The following is a 20,643-nucleotide window of genomic DNA, read 5'->3' on the forward strand; positions in this document are numbered from 1 at the left end:
CGGAGCATGCGCGCCGCGCACAGCCGGGGGTTAGAACAAGATGGTGCTTGGAACTACGGGGTGGTGACCGGAGCGGGAGCCTGGGTGGCGGTGGTGGCGGTCGGGACGTTCTGCTCCAGCTTGAAGCCGACGCCGCTCAGGGCCTGTGTCTGCGTCATGGAAGCGGTGGTGTTTGAGCTCATGTTGGTGAAGTCAACCACCAGGCGGGCCTTGACGGTCTGGACGCCGGCTGCGAGCTGCAGCGGGGTGGCGGTGACGCCGGAGGTTGCGGGGGTCCAGCTGGTGCCATTGTTGGTGCTGTATTCCATGGTGATGTTCGCCTCGTTGCCGAAGGCCTTGGCAACCGCATCCGTGGTCTTCAGGTTGGCGGTGATCCGGTCTCCAACCAGGGTGACCGCGAGGTCCTGCGAGTAGGTCAGCTTCTCGCCGGGAACCATCTTGTAATCTGCAACCCGGATGGCGCCGGCCGTCATGTTGCTGGCCCAGGTTCCGGTGCCAGCCGTCATCTTCAGCTCACCGGCAGCGATGGTGCCGGCGTTGGCTGCCTGGGTCGCGTTCCAGGTGGCGAGGGTTCCGCCGCCGCCGAGAAGCAGTGCTACGCCTACGCCGGTTGCCAGTGCGCCTTTAGCCATCTTGTTCATTGTGTTCCCCTTGTTCGTTTTGCTTGAAACCGTTTCGGCCTAGGAAGGTTTTCCTTGCCGCTGGGTATTACTTTGCCGCCCGGTCCTCAAGAAACAACGCGTCCTTCCCACAGGGTTCTTGCAACGTTTGGCCAAAGCTCAAGGGCCACACAAGGTAACCTCAACATCAGCGCAATCAGCCCGGAATCGACCCGAAAACACTCGGATTCGACGCTGAAAGCACCCGCAAAGCAGTCCAAAAGCACGCATAAACAGCACAAAAACCCGAAACCGGCACGATCTGAAGCCCGAGGACATGAGCACCAACACCCCGTTCCGCATCCTGACCGTCTGCACCGGCAACATCTGCCGCTCCCCCATGGCCGAGCGCCTGCTCCAGACCGGCTTCGATCAGATGGCCCCGGGAGAGTTCACGGTGGCGAGCGCCGGCACCGGCGCCCTGGTGGGCTCGGGCATCGAACCCCACGTGGCCGGGTTCATCCATGTCTTCGGCGCGGACTCCAGCAACTTTGTCTCCCGCCAGCTCAACGCCAACATCCTCGCCGGCCAGGGTCTGGTGCTCGCGCTCACCCGGGCGCACCGCAGCAAGATCGTGGAGTTGGCCCCGGGCCTGCTGCGCCGCACCTTCACGCTGCGCGAGTTGGCCCGGCTCCTTCCGTTGGTGGAGGGACAGCGCGACGTCGGCGCCTCCGAACGCTGGACAGCGGCTGTCGCCAGGGCACTGCGGCTGCGCACCGCAAACCCGGTGGGTCCGGAAGAGGACGACGTCGTGGACCCCTACCGCCGCAGCGAGGACGTGTACCAGCAGATGGTCCACCAGCTCACGCCGGCCGTGGACACTCTGCTGTCCTGGGAACGCAAGCACCGGTGACGGAGACCCAGCCCGTGTCTTTTCCTCCGCCGCCCCCGCCGCAGCCCGCCCCGGGTCCGTCCCGGCGGGTGCGGCAGCGCCGAACGCTGGCTGCACTTTTTCTCCTCTATATAGGAGTGCTCGCGCTCGTGGTGTTCTGGCCCTCCCCCGTGGACCAGGATTCCGCCGGCACACTCAAGGCTGTCCTGCGCAGGCTCCACGGCATGGGGGTTCCCGGCTGGGTCAACTACTCCTTTGTGGAGAACTTGGCCAACGTCCTGATGTTTGTGCCCTTTGGGCTGCTCGCCGCCGCCTGGCTGCCCGAACGGCGCATTTGGCTGGCCGCAGCCGGCGGCATTGTGGCCTCCTGCCTGATTGAGTCCGCGCAGGCACTCCTGCTGCCCAACCGCTTCGCCACAATTTACGACGTGACCGCTAACTCCCTCGGCGCCGCCCTGGGCTGCATCGTCGTCTACGCTTGGCACAGCCGCCGCAGAGATTACCTGTCCACTACCGCCCCGTAGCAGACAGGCTAGGTAGACCGACGAATTCACCATCCTGCCGGTATATCAGCAATCCCGAATCCGGCGCATAATCAGGCATGCCCAATCTTCCTTGGGAAGCTTTGCTGACGTTGCTCGGGATTCTCGCTGCTTCCCTCCCGCAGTTAACGTCCCATAACAGGCTCACGAAGCGGATTACTTTTTGGACGGGCCAGGTTGGGTCGTTAGAGCCCGGATATGAGCGGGACGTTGCCGAAGGCCTCCGTCGTGAAGCCACTGGACGTTTACTCGCGCTGGAGGTGTACCCGGCGTGGAAGCTCCTCGGGCCGCTTTACTTCGGCGTACTGGCTTTACTATTAGCTGTTCTCATCGGTATAGCCATAGGGGAATCTATTGAATCGCGGCTGGTTATCGGTTTTTGGGCTTTGTCAACAGCCACGGTTATGGGATTTTCAGTTTTTCGCATCTCCCAAGTCGTTCGTTCCCGGCAGCTAGTGACAGCGCAGTACCTGGGCGGGGAGGTGATTCACCCTGAGGAGCACTTTCTCGATCCGACAACATGGAAACAGAGAACCGGAATGGTGATCGGGCCGGGCGGGCTCTCCATTGTCCTCATTGATCGAGTGGCATGGATGGTTGATCCGGGCCGGCCGCCGTTAGTCGTCGAGCCCCTGACAGCTTACGGACTGGTCCTCCTCATTGTGGGCTTTTCCATGTCAGCGTCGCTTTTCACCGCGGGGAAATTGAAACCAGAGTATCCCCGCACGCTTCGCAAAGGCGCGTGATGGTAAAGCCCGAGATTTTGGGCGGAACCCACAAGTCCCGCCGAAATAGCAACAAATGCAGTTCTCAGCGCTCAGAACTGCACTTACTGCCACTTCGCGGGTAGGAAGGGGTGCCACTTCGCGGGTGAGGAAAGGGGCCGACGGCGCAGGGCAGGACTACTTGTAAACCCCCGCCGGGAATCTTGCCCCGATCTTGCGTCTTCGCGGGGGCAGTTCCTGAGCTAGCACTGGCATTGTTCTAAACATCAAGCAGCCTTACGAAACACCCAGCCCCGCCGCGACGAACAGCGGCCACCCGAGCGGAGGACCCCCCATGGCTCCGATAGCATCCGCTTTCCTCCGCCCGCATCCTTGGGCGGCAGCCGGAGTTTGTCGATGATGGCCACGGCCGCACACGGCCCGGACCTTATTGCCCGTGAACAGCTCCTGGATCTGACCGACCAGCTCGGCCCGGCGTCCTGCCGCGAGTTCATCAACAACTACATCACGCTGTGGGAGTCCCGCTACGACCGCCTGTACCGGGCGGTGACAGGAGCGGACGACGCCGCCGCCATGGACGTGGTGCTCAGCATCAAGATCTCCAGTGAAATGGCCGGCGCCAAACGCCTCGCCGAGCTGGCTCACAGCGCCCAGCAGCGTCTGGCGCGCTTCGGCGCCGCTGAGCTGGCGTCCATGCTCGCGCTGTTCGCCGCCTGCGGCCGGGAAACCATGGCCTGCCTGCTGGCGTCCCTGGATTAACAGCACCGCCGGACCAGCACCGCAAGCGCCGCCGGCACAGCCGGGTACCCTGAGATGAAGGCAGTTCGCTTATCAGGGGGAGTTCCACCAAACATGTCACGGCTTGCCACGCGCACCCTCACTATGCTTGGCCTGGACAAGGACTTCCACGACCTGACCCTGTCGCAGCGCGTGCGGATCAGCCAGGGCCCCCTGGTCATCACCGTCGGCCTGCTCTGCATCATCTACGCCACCCTGCTGCCGGAAATCATAGCCCGCCCGCAGTTCCAGGCCGGCCTCGTGCTGCTGGTGCTGATCACCCTTGCCGCCGTCGTCGTGCCCTGGGACCGGCTGTGGTACGCCGCCTACTGGATCCTGCCGGTCCTGGACTTTGCCGCCGTCGGCCTGCTGTACCACGGCGGTTTTGGCCTTGCCACGGGCATTTACCTGCTGTGCGTTTTTCCGGTCTTCTGGCTGGCCTGGTCCCGTGTATCGGCCCTCGGCGCGCAGATCCTGAGCTTCGTCTGCCCGCTGATCATCGTCTGGCTGCCGGTGTTCGCCTCTCCTGAACCCGTCACCGGACAGCGCCTTGCCGCACCCATCCTCGGCCCGCTCGTGACGCTGGCAGTCGCCATCACAGTGACTGTTATCCGGCAGGACATGGACGCCCGGCAGGCTGCCCTGGCCCACAAGGACCAGCTGTTGGAAGAGGCCCTGAGCCAGAGCACCGAACGGTCCCAGCTGCTCGACGTCGTCCTGAACGCAATCGACGTCGGCGTCCTGGTGGTCGGTCCCAACGGTTCCGCCGTGCACAAGAACGAGCGGATGCGGATGCTGGATGAGCGGATCCGGCCCGCCGGCATGAAGCACACCCAGGAAGAGGATCTGCTGTTCTTCGGCGCGGACCGCACCACCGCCCTCACCGCGGAGGAGCGTCCCATCGGCCGGGCGATGAAGGGCGAGGCTTTCCAGGACGTGTTGATCTGGGCCGGGCGGCCCGGTGACCTGATCGCACTGTCGTGCTCCGCGCGCATCCAGCGCAATGTCAATGGGTTCAACGGGGCCGTCATCGCGTTCAGCGACGTCACCGACCTGATGGATGCACTGCGCGCCCGGGATGACTTTGTTTCCAGCGTCTCACATGAGCTGCGCACTCCCCTGACCTCGATCATCGGGTACCTGGAGCTGGCGCAGGACGAGGTGGAGGACACCGGTTTGACCGGCACCATTCCGCACGCCGTGGAGGTGGCCCAGCGCAACAGCGAGCGCCTGCTGAGCCTGGTCTCGGATCTGCTGGCGGCGGCCTCGGGCAGCGTCGCCCTGGATCCCCGCCCGGTCTCCGGGGAGGACCTGATCGGCGCGGGCCTGCGCTCGGCGTTGCCTCGGGCCGCGGCCGGCGGCGTGCTGCTCACCGCCGAGTTCGCCCCGGACCTGATCGTCCACGGCGATCCGGTGCGGCTGGCGCAGGTACTGGACAACCTGCTCTCCAACGCCATCAAATACTCGCCCGACGGCGGCACGGTCACCGTGCGGTCCTGGACCGAGCCCGGCAGCGCCTACCTGCAGGTCCAGGACGCCGGCATGGGCATGAGCGAGGAGGACCAGCGGGAACTGTTCACCAAGTTCTTCCGCACCGGCGCCGTCCGCCGGGCCGGAATCCCCGGCGCGGGCCTGGGCCTGGCCATCACCAAGAACATCATTGAGGCCCACGGCGGAACCATCTCCCTGGTCAGCGCCCCGGGGAAAGGATCCACCTTTACCGTGTGCATTCCACAGCCGCCGCAGACGCCGTCGGCCACTGACGCACTGGAACCGTCCGCCGCGGATGTCGAAATCTCCGAAACTGCTTCGTCCCTGGAGTGAACGCAGCCACAATGGCTGTGTCACAGGCAACTGTGCCGCAGGAATCCAAGGAGAAGCATCATGGCCAAATATCTGTTGCTCAAGCACTACCGCGGCGCCCCGGCGGCCGTGAATGACGCGCCCATGGACCAGTGGACGCCGGAGGAAATCTCCGCGCACATGCAGTACATGCAGGACTTCGCAGACCGTCTGACCGAAACGGGCGAGTACGTTGACGGTCAGGCGCTGTCCCCCGAGGGGACCTTTGTAAGGTACGACGGCGAGGGCCGCCCGCCGGTCACCGACGGCCCGTTCGCGGAGACCAAGGATCTGGTTGCCGGGTGGATGGTGCTCGACGTCGACAGCTACGACCACGCGATCGAGCTCGCCGGGGAACTGTCCGCGGCTCCGGGGCCGGCCGGCAAGCCGATCCATGAGTGGATCGAGGTCCGGCCCTTCCTCACCCCGCCGCTGACCGTCACGGAGTGAGGCCGGCATGGCTGGCGCCGGTGCTCCCGGACTGGACGAGGTACTGCTGCGCACGCTGACCCCGCACGTGATAACCGCCGTCGTCCGCCGCGGAGCCGATTTCGCGGCGGCCGAGGACGCGGTCCAGGAAGCCCTCATCGAAGCTTTGCGCACCTGGCCGCAGCAGCAACCGCGCGATCCTAAGGCGTGGCTGGTGACCGTGGCCTGGCGCAGGTTTCTCGACGCCGTGCGCGCCGGAGACTCGCGCCGGCAGCGGGAGTTGCGGGTGCACACCGAACCCGCTCCCGGGCCCGTCGGCACGGCCGATGACACCCTGCAGCTGTATTTCCTCTGTGCCCATCCGCTTCTCAGCCCGTCCTCGGCGGTGGCGCTCACGCTGCGGGCCGTGGGCGGGCTGACCACCCGGCAGATTGCCGCCGCCTATCTGGTGGGTGAAACAACCATGGCGCAGCGGATCAGCCGCGCGAAGCGCCTGCTCACCGGACAGCGCCTCGATGCGCCCGGAGATGTGGCCACCGTGCTGCGGGTGCTGTATCTGGTGTTCAACGAGGGGTACTCCGGGGACGTGGATCTGGCCGCCGAGGCGATCCGGCTCACCCGGCAGCTGGACGCCGGCATCAACCATCCGGAAGTGCAGGGCCTGCTGGCGCTCATGCTGCTCCACCATGCCCGCCGCGCCGCCCGCACCGGGGCCGCCGGGCAGCTAATACCGCTGGCCGAGCAGGACCGCAGCCGCTGGAACACCGCCCTCATTGCCGAGGGGGTGGGCATCCTGCAGCGGGCACTGGCCCGGGACCGGCTCGGCGAGTTCCAGGCGCAGGCGGCCATCGCCGCGCTGCACGCCGATGCCCCGTCCGCCGGTGAGACGGACTGGCCGCAGATCGTGGAGTGGTATGACGAGCTGGTGCGCCTCACCGGCAGCCCGGTGGCCCGGCTGAACCGGGCCGTTGCGGTGGGCGAGGCGGACGGGCCGCGCGCCGGGCTGGCGGCGCTGGCGGCCGTGGATCCCGCACTCCCCCGGCACACCGCCGCGCTGGCTTATCTGACCGAACGCGACGGCGATGCGCCGGCTGCGGCGGTGCTCTATGCCGAGGCAGCCCGGGCCGCCGCCAATGTGCAGGAGCGGGACCACCTGACACTGCAGGCGGCCCGGCTGAATGCAGCGCTGCGTGGCTGAGGGCTCCCCCGACGCCAGCTATAGGCCCTCGTTCACTGCATGCCCCTAGCTGCGGTCCGGCTGAATCCCTCCCTCAATCCAGGGGTAGCCGGTTGCCAGCGGTGCTCCGTCGTCGTGATGGGAGAGCCATTCCACCGCGGCATCGTGGTAGCGGTCAAAGCCCTTATAGTCCACGAGCTCATGGTCAATCGACTTCAGCGCCCGGTGCATGCGCTTTGCCCATTCCGGAGCGTGCTCCACCAGTTCAGCAAGACTCACGAGGTATGTACGAACCGGGAACACAATGGCGTTGGATCGCGGCAGACGGTGCAGGGGCTGCAGTTCAATGCGCAGGTATACCTTTTCCCCTGCATTTTCAGGCGTGACGATCGTCCGGTCCGGCGCCCAGTCCGGAAGCGTTTCCACGGAGGTTTCCAGCCGTGGGTGAACGGTAAGGGACCAGTTGACCCGCCGAACAGGATGGCCGGGCTTCATCCGAAGCAGGAATTTGAGGGCCCTGTCCAGGATCCCCATTTCCTGTAGCTTAGGCACCGGGCCATGGAATTCAAAGAAGCTCATCCCCATGTTGAACTGCAGTGAGTAATCGGCCCTCTGGGTCGTCATACCGGCGCCGATCACCAGGGTGTTGTCCCTCTCTTCGAGAACGACGAATTCACCCTGAGCCTGCCGCGTCGCGTACTCCATCGGATCCGTCGGCAGGGTTGCCGGGTCCCCGAAGGTGAACGTGTCATCGATCCCGAGGAGCCTGTTCTCCCAGCGCCACGAGTTCCCGTTCTTGGTGAGGGTGAAGTGTTCGGGGAAATCCCTGCTGTAGGACTCGAAGATGAGTTCCAGCAGATCCCACTGTGCTTCCAGCATGTGCGGCAGCGCGATGTAATGAACGCCGGGCATCTCCTGCAGCATCTGGGCACGGTGCGCACATTCCGAGACGTAGTGCTCATCCACATCGAAAGCGCTTCTTAAGGCACCCTCGCCTGCCGGAACGTGGGGTTCGAGGTTCATGGAATACATGTACTCGTCGTCAGGGAACGGAAAAGGGAGACGGCGAACAGCTTCACGGGAGTTCTGAAACTGGTATTCGCCCTCCGGGGTGTAAGTTTCATTCGATTTAAATCCGGCTGATGAGGATACCGCTGTCATGGTGTAGTTCTCCTTAAGCATCGATGACGAGTTTTGTGCACGTGGCCCGTGAAACGCAGGGCATGATGAGTTTGTTGGAGCAGCGGTCCGTTTCTGAAAGCCAGTCATCCCGATGGTCGATGGTGCCTTCAAGCTCCAGGACCTCGATTTCGCACTCGCCGCACGCCCCTCCCCGGCAGAGATAGGGAAGCTTATGGCCTGCCGCTTCGGCGGCCTCCAGCAGCGACTGCTCTGGAGACACATTAACCACAGCCCCGGACTGGGCCAGGGTGACGGAGAAGGGATTACCCACCGACCCCAAGTCATCAAACCTCTCGTAGTGAATGTGTGACTCAGTCCACCCGAGGTTCCGGGCGGCTCCAATGACATCGTCGACCATCCGGTCAGGGCCGCAAACGTAGGCATGGGTACCTAATGGGCGCCCATCCAGGATCTGCGAGCTATTCAGCCGGGACCCGTCGCCGTCGCCGTAAAGCGTGACCCGCTCCCCGTAGCGTTCCTTGAGTTCGTTGCCAAGGGCAGCATGTTCGGGACCGCGGACAGCAAGGTGGAGTTCGAAGGAGGCCCCCTTAACACTGAGTTCTTCCAGCTGCGCGAAGATAGGGGTAACTCCGACGCCGCCGGCAATAAAGAGGTGGTGCCGGGCATGTTTCGATACGGGAAAAAGGTTCGCGGGGGTCGTGACCAGGAGGACATCACCTTCGCGGACATTCTGATGCATCGTGACGGAGCCGCGCTTACCGTCTTCAACGCGCCTGACTGCAATCTGATACTGGCTCGTATCATAGGGCGAGCTCATCAGCGAGTACGCGTTGCGCCGGGTCTCTCCGTCAAATTCAATCAGGACTCTGACGTGGCTACCTCCGGAGAACGGAGGAAGCCATGATCCGTCCACAGAGGAAAAGGTGAATCGGTTTATTTCCGGTGTGACCGCTTCAATACGGTCGACTTTCAGCCGCAGTGCTCCGTTCTGGGCCTCACTCATGTATCCAACTCCTCATTGTCCGGCAGTTCTCCTGGTACTTCGCCGTCGGCTTTCACGCCCTGGAACGCCGCGAGCCTTCCGGAGTAGTGGTCACGCACAATCAAATGGCGGTCGCAGCCAGGACACTGGAACACCCGGTGGGTCACGTTCTCCGAGTAATGGCTGCAGTGCGCGCACCATACCCGCCGCACAAACGAACCCGCGTGCTCACGCAGCACCTCGTCCCGGTTCACGCCGTATGAGGTGGCAACCTGCATCGATGTGCCGATGAAGCTCTCCGAGCCGGCGATATACAGCCGGGTTCCCATTTGTGCCGTGGCAAGGAACGCATCCAGCCTGCCAACGGCATCCGCGTTGCTGTGGAACACGTAAAGATCGTGCACGGTGAAATTTTGTATGTCAGCCAGGTAGTTCTGGCCGGTGAACGATTCGACTGAATAGAACACGGTCGTAGCGCTCAGCTGGTCTGGGCTCATCTCGCCAAGCAGGCGCACCAGGGGCCCTCCGCCGCTTCCCTGCGCGGCAGCGACATGGCAGCGGCCGCTGTCCATGGGTGAGAGCTTGTCGTAAATTGGTCGGCTTTTGATGCCAGTGATTAGCACGAGGTTGTTACCTTTCATCCTTCGGCGCGGCGACCACGGCTTCAGCGTTGCGCGCGGAACCTACCGGAATGGCGTCACCGGCCGGAGCGTCGCCCTTGAGATGCGGCTTTTTCCAGGTCATGTAAATCAGGCCAGACACGACCACGGCGACGGCGGAAATCAAGACAACGTAGTTGGCGAACCAACCGTCTTCCGGAGTCCGGGGCCAAGCCATGTTGATAATTCCGAGAACTCCCCACACCAGTGCGGCGACATTAACCGGAATGCCCCAGGCACCAAGCTGGAAGGCTCCGTTGGGCTTCCAGCCACGGAGGCGAGCACGGAGGGAAGCCAAAACCACCATCTGGAACCCCATGTACATCCCCATAGCGGCAAAGGAAATAATCACCGTCAGGGCGTCGCTAGAAACTTTCGACCCGACAACAATCAGGGCTGGCACCAAACCCGCAAGGAGCAGCGCATACGGAGGTACGTGGCGGCTTTCGCTGAAGACACTCAGGAGCTTGCTGCCCGGAAGCATCCCGTCACGGGCCATCGAATAGGCAAGCCGGGAGGTGGCCGCCTGAAGGCTCAGCACGCAGGAGAGGAATGAGACTAGGACCACTGCAAGGACCACCTTGAAACCGATGGGGCCGAATGCTGCAAGCAGGACATTCCCCACGGGATCTGCGTCAGCCCCTGAAATGACGGCCCCGAAGTCGGGAACAGCAAGGATAAGGGACAGGCATACAAACATGGCCGCAAAGCCACCGATGTAGATGGTCATTCTCATGGCTTTGGGGATTGTCCGGCCGGGATTGACTACTTCCTCGGCCACATCTCCGCAGGCTTCAAAACCGTAGTACTGGAAAATTCCGATCAAGCCTGCTGCTGCAAAGGCTACGAAATAACTGCTGCCTTCCCCGGCGCCAAACGCCTGGAACAAGACGCTGAGGTCATGGTGCCGGGCCGTCATCAGGAGCCAGGTTCCGACCACCAGTGCTCCGCCAAGTTCTGCTAAAAGACCGAACATGGCAACGGTGTTCAGCACCTTAGTGCCGCCCAGGTTGAGGACTGTCGCTACTGCGATTACGACGAGACCCGCCACGATGACTGAGTTGGTGGTGCCTTCCATGCCCAGGAAGGTACTCAAGAATGGGCCCGCCCCATAGGCGATGCTGGCGATGGTGGTCAGGAGAGCGATGAGATAGACCCAGCCGTTCATCCACCCCCATTTACGGCCCCAAAGCCGCCTGGACCAGGGATAAACGCCGCCCGCAACCGGGTAGGCAGCTACAACTTCACCGAAAATCACGGCAACAAAGAACTGCCCGAGCCCAACGATGACGAGGGACCAGAACATCGGCGGCCCGGCAATCCCGAGGGATGCCGCGAACAAGGAATAGATTGCCACTACCGGCGACAGGTAGGTAAACCCCAACGAGACGTTTCCCCAGAACGTCATCTCCCGCTTGAACTGGCTGTCGTACGAGTAGCCAAGGCTGGCGAGCTGCTCAGCGTCCTTATCGGCCCCGACCTCCCCCGCAGGTTCCGCGATCTGTCCGCGCATAGTGTTCCTTCCAATCATCCCCAGTCAGTGTGAGCTGGGCCACGTGAAGTAAAACTATAGTTTCAAAGGTTTAGATTGCCAATAGGTAGCTATGCACCGCGACATCTACCGTCCTGTAAAGCCCGAACCAGCGAACAAAGGATGCATAACCTTTGTTACCAATAGATTTCGTGTCCCCCGCCGGTTACGATGGGCAGGAGGCAGGTCAGGGAGGAACACTTCTCAGCAGGGTCGGCGACTCATCGATCTTTCCGGGACTGTGCCTGTGGGTTGGACCGGGCCCCCGCTGGTCCCCAAGTTGTACGGAGCCGTTTTGCCATCTACCACTGCCTTTCAAGCCCAGGTTTACAGGTCGCTGCCTGAGACTGAACGAGCCGAGGCCATCGTCGACCGGATTTCAAAAGCTATAGCTCTTGGCCTGCTGAAGGTTGGCGAACGGCTTCCTCCGGAGACAGCCCTGTCCGAGATGTTCGGCGTTGCACCATCCACCCTGCGGGAAGCGCTGGCGGACCTCAGGGACCAGGGAATCGTCACCACCCGCCGGGGACGCAGCGGCGGAACATTTATCGTCAAGCACCCCTTCACCTCAGTTGACGCCATCAACAAATGGTTCCGGAAAACCTCCATCGCCGAGATCCGCGATGCCGGGGACGAGCATGCCGCCATTGCTGCCGCGGCTGTTCGGCTGGCCTGCGAACGGGCCGAGGCTCATGAGATCAGCAGGCTCCTGGAGTTGGCCCGGACTCTCGCGATGGCAGATAAGCCGGAACTGCGCGCCCGTGCTGACAGCAGATTCCACATTGAACTGGCCGTCCTGGCTCAGTCGCCAAGACTGATGAATGCAGAAATCAGGTTACAGGCGGAAATAGTCCAACCCCTTTGGGCGTCCGTTCCGCTTCCCCGGGATGCGGAAAGAGTGGCGGCCGAACATGTCGCACTGGCCCACGCTATAGCAAATCACGAACCTGAGAACGCCCAACGGCTAATGCTGGAACATATCCGGCATGACGTCCATCATTTGGTCGATGCAAAGTTGTTCCTCGGGTACCCCACGTCGCAGCAGGAGCGCCCATGACCGCCACCAGTACCCCGGCCCTGAAAGCTGCAAACGAAATTGCTGCGTGGATGAACGCGCTGGGTCAAGATGTCAACAAACTGGCTGCAGAGACAGCAGCGCTCTGGCTGGATCACCCCACTCCCCTCAGTATCACCGCCAGAGAAACGGCCGACATCGAAGCCCTGGCCCGGGAGTTTTTGGGCGCCCATAGTTTCGCCGTAGGGGCTGGAGTGATTTTTTCCATGGAAGCCATCAAGAATAAGGACGGTGGTCTCGAGTGGTGGACCAAACGCGAACACGCCATTGAGAAACTGGAGTTTGACCTCGAGCCGGGGGGCGAGCGATTTTATGACTACCAGAACATGCCTTTTTTTGCTTCGGCCGGCCGCACCGGGGAGCCCGCGGCGTGGGGTCCGTATGTCGACTACTTGGGCCTGGACGAGTACATCCTTACCCACTCGGCCCCCATCCAGCGTCACGGCAAGTTCGCAGGAATAGCTGGCTGTGACATCAGAATCAGGGACATGGAAGATATTTTCATGCCCGCGCTCAGAACGATTCCCGGAGACGCAGCGTTGCTCAATTCGAGCGGACGCGTCGTCGTAGGAAATTCAGGCGCATACCTGGTGGGTGAGAGGATCCGATCCGCGCCGAGCGACAAGATCCTCATCCCGATTGATGTGCCTCATCTTGAATTTTCACTGCTCTGTGGCAGCTGAGCGGCAGCCTCGCGAGGATTCCCGAAGCTAGACTGCACCGGTTTGGGCTGAGGCCCGTTCTTGGGTATGTGTGGGCCGGCCGGAAAAGCTGCACCCTCCCCGCTGGCGTTATGTCTAGCCTTCCGCTGCTAGCTGTACCCGCTCCTGCACGGTGGCCGGATCGCCCCGCCACGGGGCGCCGTGTCCGGGCAGCACCCACACGGCGTCGATGCCGGAAAGGTGGTCCAGTGACTCCAGGGCCAGCTCCGGGTCGTCGGTGAACGGGGCCGGCTGCAGGCCGGAGCGTCCGGTCAGCACGTGCCGTGTGGTGAGGGCGTCACCCACAAAGACGGCGTTGGCCGCCGGGACGTGGACGGCGATGCTGCCCGGCGAGTGTCCCGGCATGCCGATAATCCGCGGTGATCCCGGCAGCGGCAGCACGTCGCCGTCGGACACCTCGGTGACCTCCCCCAGGTAGGTGGTCCGCCAGCCGCGCTTGCCCATGCTGTACGTCAGGAAGCCGAGCATCGGCCGAAGGCGGGCCGGGCCCATCGAAGTCTTGGGCTTGTCTCCGCCGCGGGCACGTTCCGCGTCGGCGCTGTGCACATAAACGGGGACGCCGTGTTCGCGCCGCAGCCGCTCCGCGAAGCCGATGTGGTCGCTGTCCCCGTGGGTGAGCACCAGCCCGCGGATGTCCGCGGTGCTGCGGCCCATGGCGTCGAGTTCGGTCAGGAGTTCCTTCCAGTGGCCGGGCAGCCCGGCGTCGATGACGGTGATGCCGTCCTCCGTGTCCACCAGATAGGCGGCCACAATGTCATTTCCGATGCGGTGCAGGTGCGGGCCGAGCTTCATGGAAGGCTCCTTCAGGGAACAAATTATGATAGGAATAGCTACGATAGTTAGCCATGAAGGCTAATGTCAATAGCCATGACGAAAGGGGACACCCGTGCCGACACCTGAACGCACGTCGCTGGCCGAGATTGTAGCTGCGGGATGCTCCATCCTGGAGAGTGAAGGGCTCCCCCGTGTGACCATGCAGGCGGTGGCGCAGCGGGTGGGGGTGCGGGCGCCGTCGTTGTACAAGCGGGTGAAGGACCGGGACACACTGGTTGAACTCATCGCCACATCCACCGTGGATGACCTGGCGGACCGGCTGGGATCCGCGGAACCCACACTCGCAGGGATCGCGCGCACGTACCGCGAATTTGCGCAGGACAATCCGGAGGGCTTCCGCCTGATCCTCTTCACCGTTGGCGATCCGGCAGCCCCGGAGCGGATCAGCGCGCCCCTGCTGCGGGTGACCGGGCAACTAGTAGGAACCGATCAGGCGCTGGACGCCGCACGGCTGGTAACCGCGTGGGCCACGGGCTTCATCAGCATGGAACTGGCCGGAGCCTTTCGGCTCGACGGCGATTTGGAGCAGGCCTTTAACTACGGGCTGGAGCGGCTCACCGCAGCGCTGACGCCGGCCAAATGACCGGCAGAGGCCTTCCTAGCGCGGCGGAGCAAGCCGGTAGCCGACGCCGCGGACCGTTTCCAGCCAGCGCGGAGACCGAGAATCGTCACCGAGCTTGCGGCGGACGTTGCCCACGTGGACTTCGACGGTGCGTTCGTCGGCCTCGCTGATGAACCCTCCGGCGTCGTACTCGTCGCCGCGCAGCCGGCGGACCAGGTCTGTCTTGGTGCGGACCCGGCGTCCGCTTTCCAGCACGGCGTGCAGCAGCTCGAATTCGGTGCGGGTCAGTTCCACCGGCGCGCCGTCCACCTCGGTGGTCCGGGTGCCGAAGTCCAGGCTCAGGCCGTTGTACAGGAAGTGGCCGGCCTCTTTGACTCCGGCTTCCGTGGGAGCGGCAGCCGCAGGAGCCGACGTCGCGGGCTGCGAAGAGGCGCCGGCGGCTTCGGGCACTGCGGACTGGGGAGCCGTTGTGGCGGTTTCCTCGCTGGCGCGGGGGCGGCGCAGCATCGCGGAGATGCGGGCCCGCAGTTCGCGCGGGCGGAAGGGTTTGGTGATGTAGTCGTCGGCCCCGGCTTCCAGGCCCATGAGGGTGTCGAGTTCCTCTGCGCGGGCGGTCAGCATCACGATGTAGGCGTCGGAGAACAGGCGCAGCTGGCGGATCACTTCAAAGCCGTCAATGTCCGGCAGGCCAAGGTCCAGCGTGACAACCGTGGGGTTGTGCGTCCGGACGGCCTCTACACCCTCAGCCCCGTTGGGACTGGTGAATACCTTGAACCCGGACTGCTGCAATACCGCGTTTAAGAGGTCGCGGATATCCTTGTCGTCCTCAATGATGACTGCAACGCGCTGTGTATCCATAAAAGTTGTGCTTTTCCGTCCTGCGAGACCTTCTGATAACCCGCTCCCCTACGCAGTGATACTACCTCCTCCCCCTATAATCTCTGCTATAGCTATGAGGATTTCGGGGGTCGCCTTTTTGTCCAGTTCCATGCACCGCGTTTTGGTGCTGTTGGGTATTCGTCACGAATTCCATGAATTATCCCTGCGCCTCCGGGTCGCACTGAGCCAGTTTCCGCTGGTCGTTTCCGTACTTCTGGCCCTTCCGCTTGTTGCCCTGGTAAATCCTGAAACCTTCCGGGAAGACTCGTTCCAGCTCGGGCTGGTGGTACTGGCCGCGGCTTCTGCCGCGTCAGTCGCGATCCCCTGGGACCGGCTGTTTATTCCCGCTTATTGGCTGATTCCGCTGCTGGACTTTGCCGCCATTTCCGCCCTTTACACGGGTGGGCGGAACTCAGTGACCGGGTTGAGCCTGTTGTGCGTCTTTCCGGTGTTCTGGCTCGCCTGGTCGGGTGCCGCGCGCTGGCTCGCCGGGCTGCTGGCCTTCGCCGGGACCTTGCTGGTGGTGTGGGGGCCGCTTCTCGCAGCCGGACGCACCACGTTGAGCGAACTGGCCAGCCCCATGCTGATTCCCCTGGTGATGGTGGGGATCTTCTGCACGGTTGTTGTGGTGGAGCGTGACACCACAGCCCAGCACAAGCGGCTTGTTTCCGCGGAGAATGAGCTCCAGGGCAATCTGCAGGCGAGCAGGGTTCATTCCCAGCTGCTCAACGGTGTGCTTGAGACGGTCGACGTCGGCGTGACCGCCCTGGACGCTACGGGGCGGACCATCCTGATGAACAACAGGCAGCGTATCAATCATGATCTGGCCGGGCTGGGCGGCGATTCGGATCCCGGCGATGACGCACTCATCTTCGGTCTGGATCAGGTCACGCAGCTGACCCATGCCCAGCGTCCCACCCAGCGGGCGATGCGCGAGGAATCCTTCTCGGATGTCATCGTTTGGGCAGGTACCGGAAAGCGCCAGCGTGCGCTGGCCGTCTGCGCCCGCGCTTTACGGGACGACGGCGTCTTCGCCGGCACGGTGCTCGCCTACAGTGACGTGACCGATGTGGTCAACGCCCTGAATGCCAAGGAAGACTTTGTCTCCAGCGTTTCGCACGAGCTGCGCACTCCCCTGACGTCTATTATCGGCTACCTCGATCTTGCTCTCGACGACGCCGAGGAACGGCATCTGGAAGGCCCGGTCCGCACCGGGCTGCTCGTGGCCCAACGCAACGCCGAGCGGCTGCTCACTCTGGTGTCCGACCTGCTGACCACGGCCTCCGGGGTGATGTCCCTCAGCAAGTCCGACGAGGATCTAGTCGAACTGGTGCGGACCGCCCTGGATTCCGCCGGCCCGAGGGCTGAAGCCGCCGGGGTGCAGCTCGGCAGTGATGTCCCCGCCACGCTGCCGGTCCGGGTGGATCCCGGGAGGATCCTGCAGGTGCTGGACAATCTGCTCTCCAACGCCGTCAAGTACTCCCCCGAGGGCGGGATCGTCACCGTGCGAGCTTGGGCAGAGGCCGACTCCGTGGTTCTGGAGGTCACGGATAACGGCATGGGGATGAGCCCTGAGGATCAGCGGGAGGTCTTCACCAAGTTTTTCCGCACGGGCCAGGTCAAGAAGGCTGCCATTCCCGGCGTGGGCCTCGGCTTGGTGATTACCAAGTCCATCGTAGAGGCCCATGACGGAACAATTAGCTTCACATCCGGACTTGGTGCCGGGACAACATTTCGAGCGATGCTTCCAAAGTTACCTGCTGCCTAACAAGTCTGGCACCGAATACGCCGTAAGAGCGTCTGGGATCCTCATCCTGCTTCTTGGCATCAGACCCGCCCACACTCGCCCATAGGTCGCGTCTCCTCGCCCCCAGTACGTCCTCTACGTCGGATGGAAAATAACCACCCCGCCCCAATTTGAACGCATGCTGTCCGGAACAAAAGACTAATCCCAATTAACATGCCTCCCACAAACACAGGATATATAGACGCTATGAGCGGCGACCTACCACCGGCATAATCACCCACTAAACACGCCAAGATGGCTAGCAGAGGTACATGCATGACATAGATCGGGAGAGTATTCCGACCCACATACCCGAAGATCGTCCGGAACCACGAAACTCGCGACAGAACGGCGACCACATTTATCCCAGCCCATACAGCAACAAATGCAGCGACTGTGCGGATACCAACGAACCTATCCAATCCCAGTAGATAAAGGCCCACGACCAGGCCATAAGAAACAACCGAGATTCCCGCGGTACGCGGGGTGGCGTCCCGACCTACACGTTGGAATATTCCGGGCATATAGCAGGCTGATATGAAAAAAACGAGATTCTGAGCCAACCTCGCAGGGACGCCGTCACCTGCAAACGCGTAGGCGCCAACAGAGATCAGACCGGTGACCACAAGAACCAGCCATACAGGGAGACGACTGAGCGCTTTAGCGCAAACAAAATATACCGCCAAAGCATAGAGATACCAAAGGCTCGATGACGGGACTAAAACAACCGCCATATAATCATGCAGCGAATGTACCGATATGCCATCAATACTTGATCCGAGACTACCATAAAGCGCAATAGCAATTGACATCCAGAGGACGTAGAGGTAGGCAGGCTGAACCACTTTTGGTACAACTACATCTCGCCACGGTCTCGCTACAGCTGACGCGGCCAACATACCAGAAACAACAAAAAAGAGGGGAATGCGAAGTGGAGTTAGAACCAAATGAAAGGCAGACCATATGCGCTCTATCGGCAGCAGGATTTCCCAGTCCAGTTGAAGATAATGCTTGTGATGCACGTGAACCATGACCACCAAGACCATACAGATCCCTTTAGCTGCATCCGCCCATGCCAGTCGACCAGAGTAAGACATATTTTTCCCAACAAAGAATAACGAGACCCACTCACCTTACATCAATACAATTGTCCTTCGTCCACCAGCGCGTGAAGGTTTTTCATGTTTATGCATGAACAACGCCAGCTCCGAACACTTATTAATGTGCGGACTTCGAGCTGGCGTTCTATGGGATCCCACCTTGCACCCCGACCATCGCTCAAAAGGGCTGATGCGGTTCTTCGCTAAAAGCTCTTCGGCACCGACCGCGGTGCATGATGGATTAGGCTGGTTGGATGGATATTAAGGAAATACTTAGGAACTCATTTGCGGCATCCCACCTCACTCCCGCCTCAGTCAGGGTGCGACTGCTCAGGCTGCTGGGATTGGATCTAGGAGCAAAGACCGCAATTGCTTCCGGTGTCACCTTCAAAGGGGGTTCGGTGACTACCGGTGAAGGCTGCTTCATTAACCATGGCGTCTATGTGGACCGTCGTGAACTTAGGTTGGGAAATAGGGTTTACATAGCCCCCCGCGTTATGTTCGCTACCCGCAACCACGAAATTGGACAAAGACACAAACGTGCAGGAGACAACCTAAACCAGCCAATCAGTGTCGGTAGCGGTACTTGGATTGGCGCTAACGCCACGATTCTTGGCGGCGTAAAAATTGCTTCCGGATGCATTATCGCGGCTGGGGCTGTCGTAACAAAAGATACGAAGGCCGATGGACTCTATGCAGGCGTCCCGGCCGTGCGAATAAAGGATTTGATATAACGAAAGAAGCCTACGAAGGGCCACTCGACCCAGTAACAATGTCCTGATGTCAACATTCTGCCAGCCGTGACCGCAATTTCGACAGATGGACCCAAATAATCGATGTTTTCAGAGCAGCATTTACGGCGAGCTAATCAAAAAATCATAGGGTATATGCCAGGCCCACATGCTTCTAAGGGTAACTTAGAGAACCCAGATGCTGCCCGATGATCGTTCTGAGCACGATCACGTCATTCGTAAGCAGTCATCTTGTCCAGAGTGGGCACGCTACTCAGCTTTAAAAGCCGTACTGGCATTTCTGCTGTCGACATGCTCAACCATGGAGTTGTCAGTAGTGCGAAGCTTCCCAATGCGTATGGCAAGGACCAAGCTCTTTAGAATATAACTGAGCGCCAAAGCAGCTGCTGCGCCTGAGATTCCAAACGCAGCCGTTCCGATAAATACACCCGCAAGAGTAATACAGGCGAAGACCAACCCGTTCACGGCAACAAACTTCTGATACCCCTGTCCTTGCAGCAAGGCACCCAACGACGGAGCCAAGCAGACGGGAGCGATCGAGACTAATGCCCATGCAAATACAGGCGCGGCCACGACAAAATCAGATCCAAAAAAGAGAACAACAATCTGTTCAGCAAACAATCCACCAAGCAATGCCACTACAATTCCAAGCAGCCCAACGACACACAGTTTTGTCCCTGCCCGTTTGACTTCCCTGGCGGAGCTTCGGGAAGCGTGAGGGACTAGGACTGCAGTAGCCGCTCCCCCAATCTGGTTTAGAGGTTTCGTCAGCCGGAAGGCGGCAGAGTAGTACCCAGTTGCTTGAACCGAAGTCAGGGCAGCTACAATCGTCGTATCAAGGTTCCTCGAGGAGGAGCTAATATTTTCAAGTACAAATGGTGAAAACTCTTTCCATAGCCCCAGACGCACCTGGGGCTTTTCCATGCCACGTAGACGCACTCTTAGGTCTAAGGCGACATGTGTGACTCCACAAATTGCGCTAACAACACATCCGAAAGCGTATGAAAGAACTGCATCATACGTTACATAATATGTGCCAACGAAGGTTGCAAGCATTGATAGGCGACGAACAAGGAGGTTGACGAATACTACACTTTTGACCCTATCTGCTACAGAAACGGTAAGGCCAGCCTCCGTAAACTGCTCCGCCGCCAAAGCGATTGGAATAAGTACCAACCATATATTCCATCCGCTCAAGATAACTGCTCCTGCAACACCAGTTGTTAGCATTACTGCAGCGGCAGAATTTCCGATAACACTCACGACCAGTCCGCCTGCGACAAGTGCATGCAACTCTTTAGCGCGGGAACGCGGGACGTGCACCGCGGCACCCCAATCCGACAACGCATAGAGGACCGCTGCGATACTGGTGATCACAGCTATGAGACCGAAGGCTTCAGCACCTGCCCACCTGACAAGAAGCAACAGTGACACTGCCTGGATGAGGGACGAAAGCCCTCGTGAAATAAGAAGGGCTGAAAACTGTTTCTTCATATGTATCTACTGCACCTTCATGAAGCGAAATGTCTGATGACGAGCGACGAATCTTGGATTTCCAATATGTAGGATCTCTCAACCCATCAAGATCTTACCCTTTCTGGAGTGTAACGGATCTAGCCAAAGGAGACGGGCTAG

At 61.1% G+C, this 20,643-nt stretch carries 21 protein-coding genes; 12 read left to right on the forward strand and 9 right to left on the reverse strand.

Annotated elements, in window-relative coordinates:
• Positions 1–53: 53 nt before the first annotated feature.
• Positions 54–632, reverse strand: coding sequence for an alternate-type signal peptide domain-containing protein (locus AAE021_RS10405; RefSeq protein WP_342022264.1), 579 nt, complete (start codon positions 630–632; stop codon positions 54–56).
• Between the two features lie 304 nt (positions 633–936).
• Here AAE021_RS10405 and AAE021_RS10410 point away from each other — a divergent pair, with 304 nt between their 5' ends.
• The 7 genes from AAE021_RS10410 (at position 937) to AAE021_RS10440 (ending at position 7,004) form a co-directional block, all read left to right on the forward strand.
• The gene (locus AAE021_RS10410; RefSeq protein WP_342022265.1) at positions 937–1,512 is read left to right on the forward strand and encodes a low molecular weight phosphatase family protein; all 576 of its coding nucleotides are present in this window, start codon (positions 937–939) and stop codon (positions 1,510–1,512) included.
• 14 nt (positions 1,513–1,526) lie between these two features.
• Positions 1,527–2,015, forward strand: coding sequence for a VanZ family protein (locus tag AAE021_RS10415; protein ID WP_342022266.1), 489 nt, complete (start codon positions 1,527–1,529; stop codon positions 2,013–2,015).
• Between the two features lie 77 nt (positions 2,016–2,092).
• Positions 2,093–2,779, forward strand: a complete 687-nt coding sequence (locus tag AAE021_RS10420; protein ID WP_342022267.1) for a hypothetical protein — start codon at positions 2,093–2,095, stop codon at positions 2,777–2,779.
• Positions 2,780–3,157: 378 nt separating this feature from the next.
• On the forward strand, positions 3,158–3,517 hold the full coding sequence (locus AAE021_RS10425; RefSeq protein WP_342022268.1) for a hypothetical protein: 360 nt from the start codon (positions 3,158–3,160) through the stop codon (positions 3,515–3,517).
• Positions 3,518–3,610: 93 nt separating this feature from the next.
• On the forward strand, positions 3,611–5,359 hold the full coding sequence (locus tag AAE021_RS10430; protein WP_342022269.1) for a HAMP domain-containing sensor histidine kinase: 1,749 nt from the start codon (positions 3,611–3,613) through the stop codon (positions 5,357–5,359).
• Between the two features lie 60 nt (positions 5,360–5,419).
• Entirely contained in the window at positions 5,420–5,827 is a 408-nt protein-coding gene (locus AAE021_RS10435; RefSeq protein WP_342022270.1) for a YciI family protein, read from the forward strand.
• A gap of 7 nt (positions 5,828–5,834) precedes the next feature.
• A complete protein-coding gene (locus AAE021_RS10440; RefSeq protein ID WP_342022271.1) occupies positions 5,835–7,004 on the forward strand; it encodes an RNA polymerase sigma factor in 1,170 nt (389 codons plus the stop codon).
• Positions 7,005–7,049: 45 nt separating this feature from the next.
• Here the strand turns inward: AAE021_RS10440 and AAE021_RS10445 are convergent, their stop codons facing one another.
• The 4 genes from AAE021_RS10445 to AAE021_RS10460 are packed head-to-tail and all read right to left on the reverse strand — an operon-like array spanning position 7,050 to position 11,280.
• A complete protein-coding gene (locus tag AAE021_RS10445; protein WP_342022272.1) occupies positions 7,050–8,144 on the reverse strand; it encodes a DUF3445 domain-containing protein in 1,095 nt (364 codons plus the stop codon).
• 13 nt (positions 8,145–8,157) lie between these two features.
• Positions 8,158–9,129 (reverse strand): PDR/VanB family oxidoreductase, encoded by a 972-nt coding sequence (locus tag AAE021_RS10450; RefSeq protein ID WP_342022273.1) that lies wholly within the window; start codon positions 9,127–9,129, stop codon positions 8,158–8,160.
• Positions 9,126–9,749, reverse strand: coding sequence for a dimethylamine monooxygenase subunit DmmA family protein (locus AAE021_RS10455; protein ID WP_425362388.1), 624 nt, complete (start codon positions 9,747–9,749; stop codon positions 9,126–9,128). Before AAE021_RS10455 ends, AAE021_RS10450 begins: the two co-directional genes overlap by 4 nt.
• On the reverse strand, positions 9,739–11,280 hold the full coding sequence (locus AAE021_RS10460) for an APC family permease (protein ID WP_342022275.1): 1,542 nt from the start codon (positions 11,278–11,280) through the stop codon (positions 9,739–9,741). The genes AAE021_RS10455 and AAE021_RS10460 overlap by 11 nt, the downstream gene beginning before the upstream one ends.
• 313 nt (positions 11,281–11,593) lie before the next feature.
• Here AAE021_RS10460 and AAE021_RS10465 point away from each other — a divergent pair, with 313 nt between their 5' ends.
• Positions 11,594–12,355 (forward strand): FadR/GntR family transcriptional regulator, encoded by a 762-nt coding sequence (locus AAE021_RS10465; RefSeq protein ID WP_342022276.1) that lies wholly within the window; start codon positions 11,594–11,596, stop codon positions 12,353–12,355.
• Entirely contained in the window at positions 12,352–13,056 is a 705-nt protein-coding gene (locus AAE021_RS10470) for a cache domain-containing protein (RefSeq protein ID WP_342022277.1), read from the forward strand. The genes AAE021_RS10465 and AAE021_RS10470 overlap by 4 nt, the downstream gene beginning before the upstream one ends.
• A gap of 114 nt (positions 13,057–13,170) precedes the next feature.
• Here the strand turns inward: AAE021_RS10470 and AAE021_RS10475 are convergent, their stop codons facing one another.
• Positions 13,171–13,887: an MBL fold metallo-hydrolase gene (locus AAE021_RS10475; RefSeq protein WP_342022278.1), complete on the reverse strand. Its 717-nt coding sequence runs from the start codon at positions 13,885–13,887 to the stop codon at positions 13,171–13,173.
• 94 nt (positions 13,888–13,981) lie between these two features.
• Here AAE021_RS10475 and AAE021_RS10480 point away from each other — a divergent pair, with 94 nt between their 5' ends.
• Positions 13,982–14,512, forward strand: coding sequence for a TetR/AcrR family transcriptional regulator (locus tag AAE021_RS10480; RefSeq protein WP_342022279.1), 531 nt, complete (start codon positions 13,982–13,984; stop codon positions 14,510–14,512).
• A 15-nt stretch (positions 14,513–14,527) separates the two neighbouring features.
• Here AAE021_RS10480 and AAE021_RS10485 read toward each other — a convergent pair whose 3' ends face one another.
• Positions 14,528–15,349, reverse strand: a complete 822-nt coding sequence (locus tag AAE021_RS10485; RefSeq protein ID WP_342022280.1) for a response regulator transcription factor — start codon at positions 15,347–15,349, stop codon at positions 14,528–14,530.
• Positions 15,350–15,443: 94 nt separating this feature from the next.
• On the opposite strand from AAE021_RS10485, the gene AAE021_RS10490 reads away from it, so the two are divergent.
• A complete protein-coding gene (locus AAE021_RS10490; protein ID WP_342022281.1) occupies positions 15,444–17,138 on the forward strand; it encodes a HAMP domain-containing sensor histidine kinase in 1,695 nt (564 codons plus the stop codon).
• 59 nt (positions 17,139–17,197) lie between these two features.
• Here the strand turns inward: AAE021_RS10490 and AAE021_RS18085 are convergent, their stop codons facing one another.
• Positions 17,198–18,253 (reverse strand): acyltransferase family protein, encoded by a 1,056-nt coding sequence (locus AAE021_RS18085; protein ID WP_425362389.1) that lies wholly within the window; start codon positions 18,251–18,253, stop codon positions 17,198–17,200.
• Positions 18,254–18,510: 257 nt separating this feature from the next.
• Here AAE021_RS18085 and AAE021_RS10495 point away from each other — a divergent pair, with 257 nt between their 5' ends.
• Positions 18,511–18,990: an acyltransferase gene (locus tag AAE021_RS10495; protein ID WP_342022282.1), complete on the forward strand. Its 480-nt coding sequence runs from the start codon at positions 18,511–18,513 to the stop codon at positions 18,988–18,990.
• Positions 18,991–19,257: 267 nt separating this feature from the next.
• On the opposite strand, the gene AAE021_RS10500 is transcribed toward AAE021_RS10495, so the two are convergent.
• Complete coding sequence (locus tag AAE021_RS10500) at positions 19,258–20,502, reverse strand: lipopolysaccharide biosynthesis protein (RefSeq protein ID WP_342022283.1); 1,245 nt, start codon at positions 20,500–20,502, stop codon at positions 19,258–19,260.
• Positions 20,503–20,643: the final 141 nt, after the last annotated feature.

The organism is Arthrobacter citreus (assembly GCF_038405225.1).
GTDB classification, from domain to species: Bacteria; Actinomycetota; Actinomycetes; order Actinomycetales; family Micrococcaceae; genus Arthrobacter_B; species Arthrobacter_B citreus_A.

What these genes read in the sequence shown, in the direction of transcription:
- AAE021_RS10430 (WP_342022269.1), top strand. Translation starts at nt 3,611, where the DNA reads ATGTCACGGCTTGCCACGCGCACCCTCACTATGCTTGGCCTGGACAAG.
- AAE021_RS10490 (WP_342022281.1), top strand. Translation starts at nt 15,444, where the DNA reads ATGAGGATTTCGGGGGTCGCCTTTTTGTCCAGTTCCATGCACCGCGTT.
- AAE021_RS10425 (WP_342022268.1), top strand. Translation starts at nt 3,158, where the DNA reads ATGGCCACGGCCGCACACGGCCCGGACCTTATTGCCCGTGAACAGCTC.
- AAE021_RS10405 (WP_342022264.1), bottom strand. Translation starts at nt 632, where the DNA reads ATGGCTAAAGGCGCACTGGCAACCGGCGTAGGCGTAGCACTGCTTCTC.
- AAE021_RS10450 (WP_342022273.1), bottom strand. Translation starts at nt 9,129, where the DNA reads ATGAGTGAGGCCCAGAACGGAGCACTGCGGCTGAAAGTCGACCGTATT.
- AAE021_RS10435 (WP_342022270.1), top strand. Translation starts at nt 5,420, where the DNA reads ATGGCCAAATATCTGTTGCTCAAGCACTACCGCGGCGCCCCGGCGGCC.
- AAE021_RS10410 (WP_342022265.1), top strand. Translation starts at nt 937, where the DNA reads ATGAGCACCAACACCCCGTTCCGCATCCTGACCGTCTGCACCGGCAAC.
- AAE021_RS10485 (WP_342022280.1), bottom strand. Translation starts at nt 15,349, where the DNA reads ATGGATACACAGCGCGTTGCAGTCATCATTGAGGACGACAAGGATATC.
- AAE021_RS10460 (WP_342022275.1), bottom strand. Translation starts at nt 11,280, where the DNA reads ATGCGCGGACAGATCGCGGAACCTGCGGGGGAGGTCGGGGCCGATAAG.
- AAE021_RS18085 (WP_425362389.1), bottom strand. Translation starts at nt 18,253, where the DNA reads ATGTCTTACTCTGGTCGACTGGCATGGGCGGATGCAGCTAAAGGGATC.
- AAE021_RS10420 (WP_342022267.1), top strand. Translation starts at nt 2,093, where the DNA reads ATGCCCAATCTTCCTTGGGAAGCTTTGCTGACGTTGCTCGGGATTCTC.
- AAE021_RS10495 (WP_342022282.1), top strand. Translation starts at nt 18,511, where the DNA reads ATGGATATTAAGGAAATACTTAGGAACTCATTTGCGGCATCCCACCTC.
- AAE021_RS10500 (WP_342022283.1), bottom strand. Translation starts at nt 20,502, where the DNA reads ATGAAGAAACAGTTTTCAGCCCTTCTTATTTCACGAGGGCTTTCGTCC.
- AAE021_RS10475 (WP_342022278.1), bottom strand. Translation starts at nt 13,887, where the DNA reads ATGAAGCTCGGCCCGCACCTGCACCGCATCGGAAATGACATTGTGGCC.
- AAE021_RS10440 (WP_342022271.1), top strand. Translation starts at nt 5,835, where the DNA reads ATGGCTGGCGCCGGTGCTCCCGGACTGGACGAGGTACTGCTGCGCACG.
- AAE021_RS10455 (WP_425362388.1), bottom strand. Translation starts at nt 9,749, where the DNA reads ATGAAAGGTAACAACCTCGTGCTAATCACTGGCATCAAAAGCCGACCA.
- AAE021_RS10445 (WP_342022272.1), bottom strand. Translation starts at nt 8,144, where the DNA reads ATGACAGCGGTATCCTCATCAGCCGGATTTAAATCGAATGAAACTTAC.
- AAE021_RS10470 (WP_342022277.1), top strand. Translation starts at nt 12,352, where the DNA reads ATGACCGCCACCAGTACCCCGGCCCTGAAAGCTGCAAACGAAATTGCT.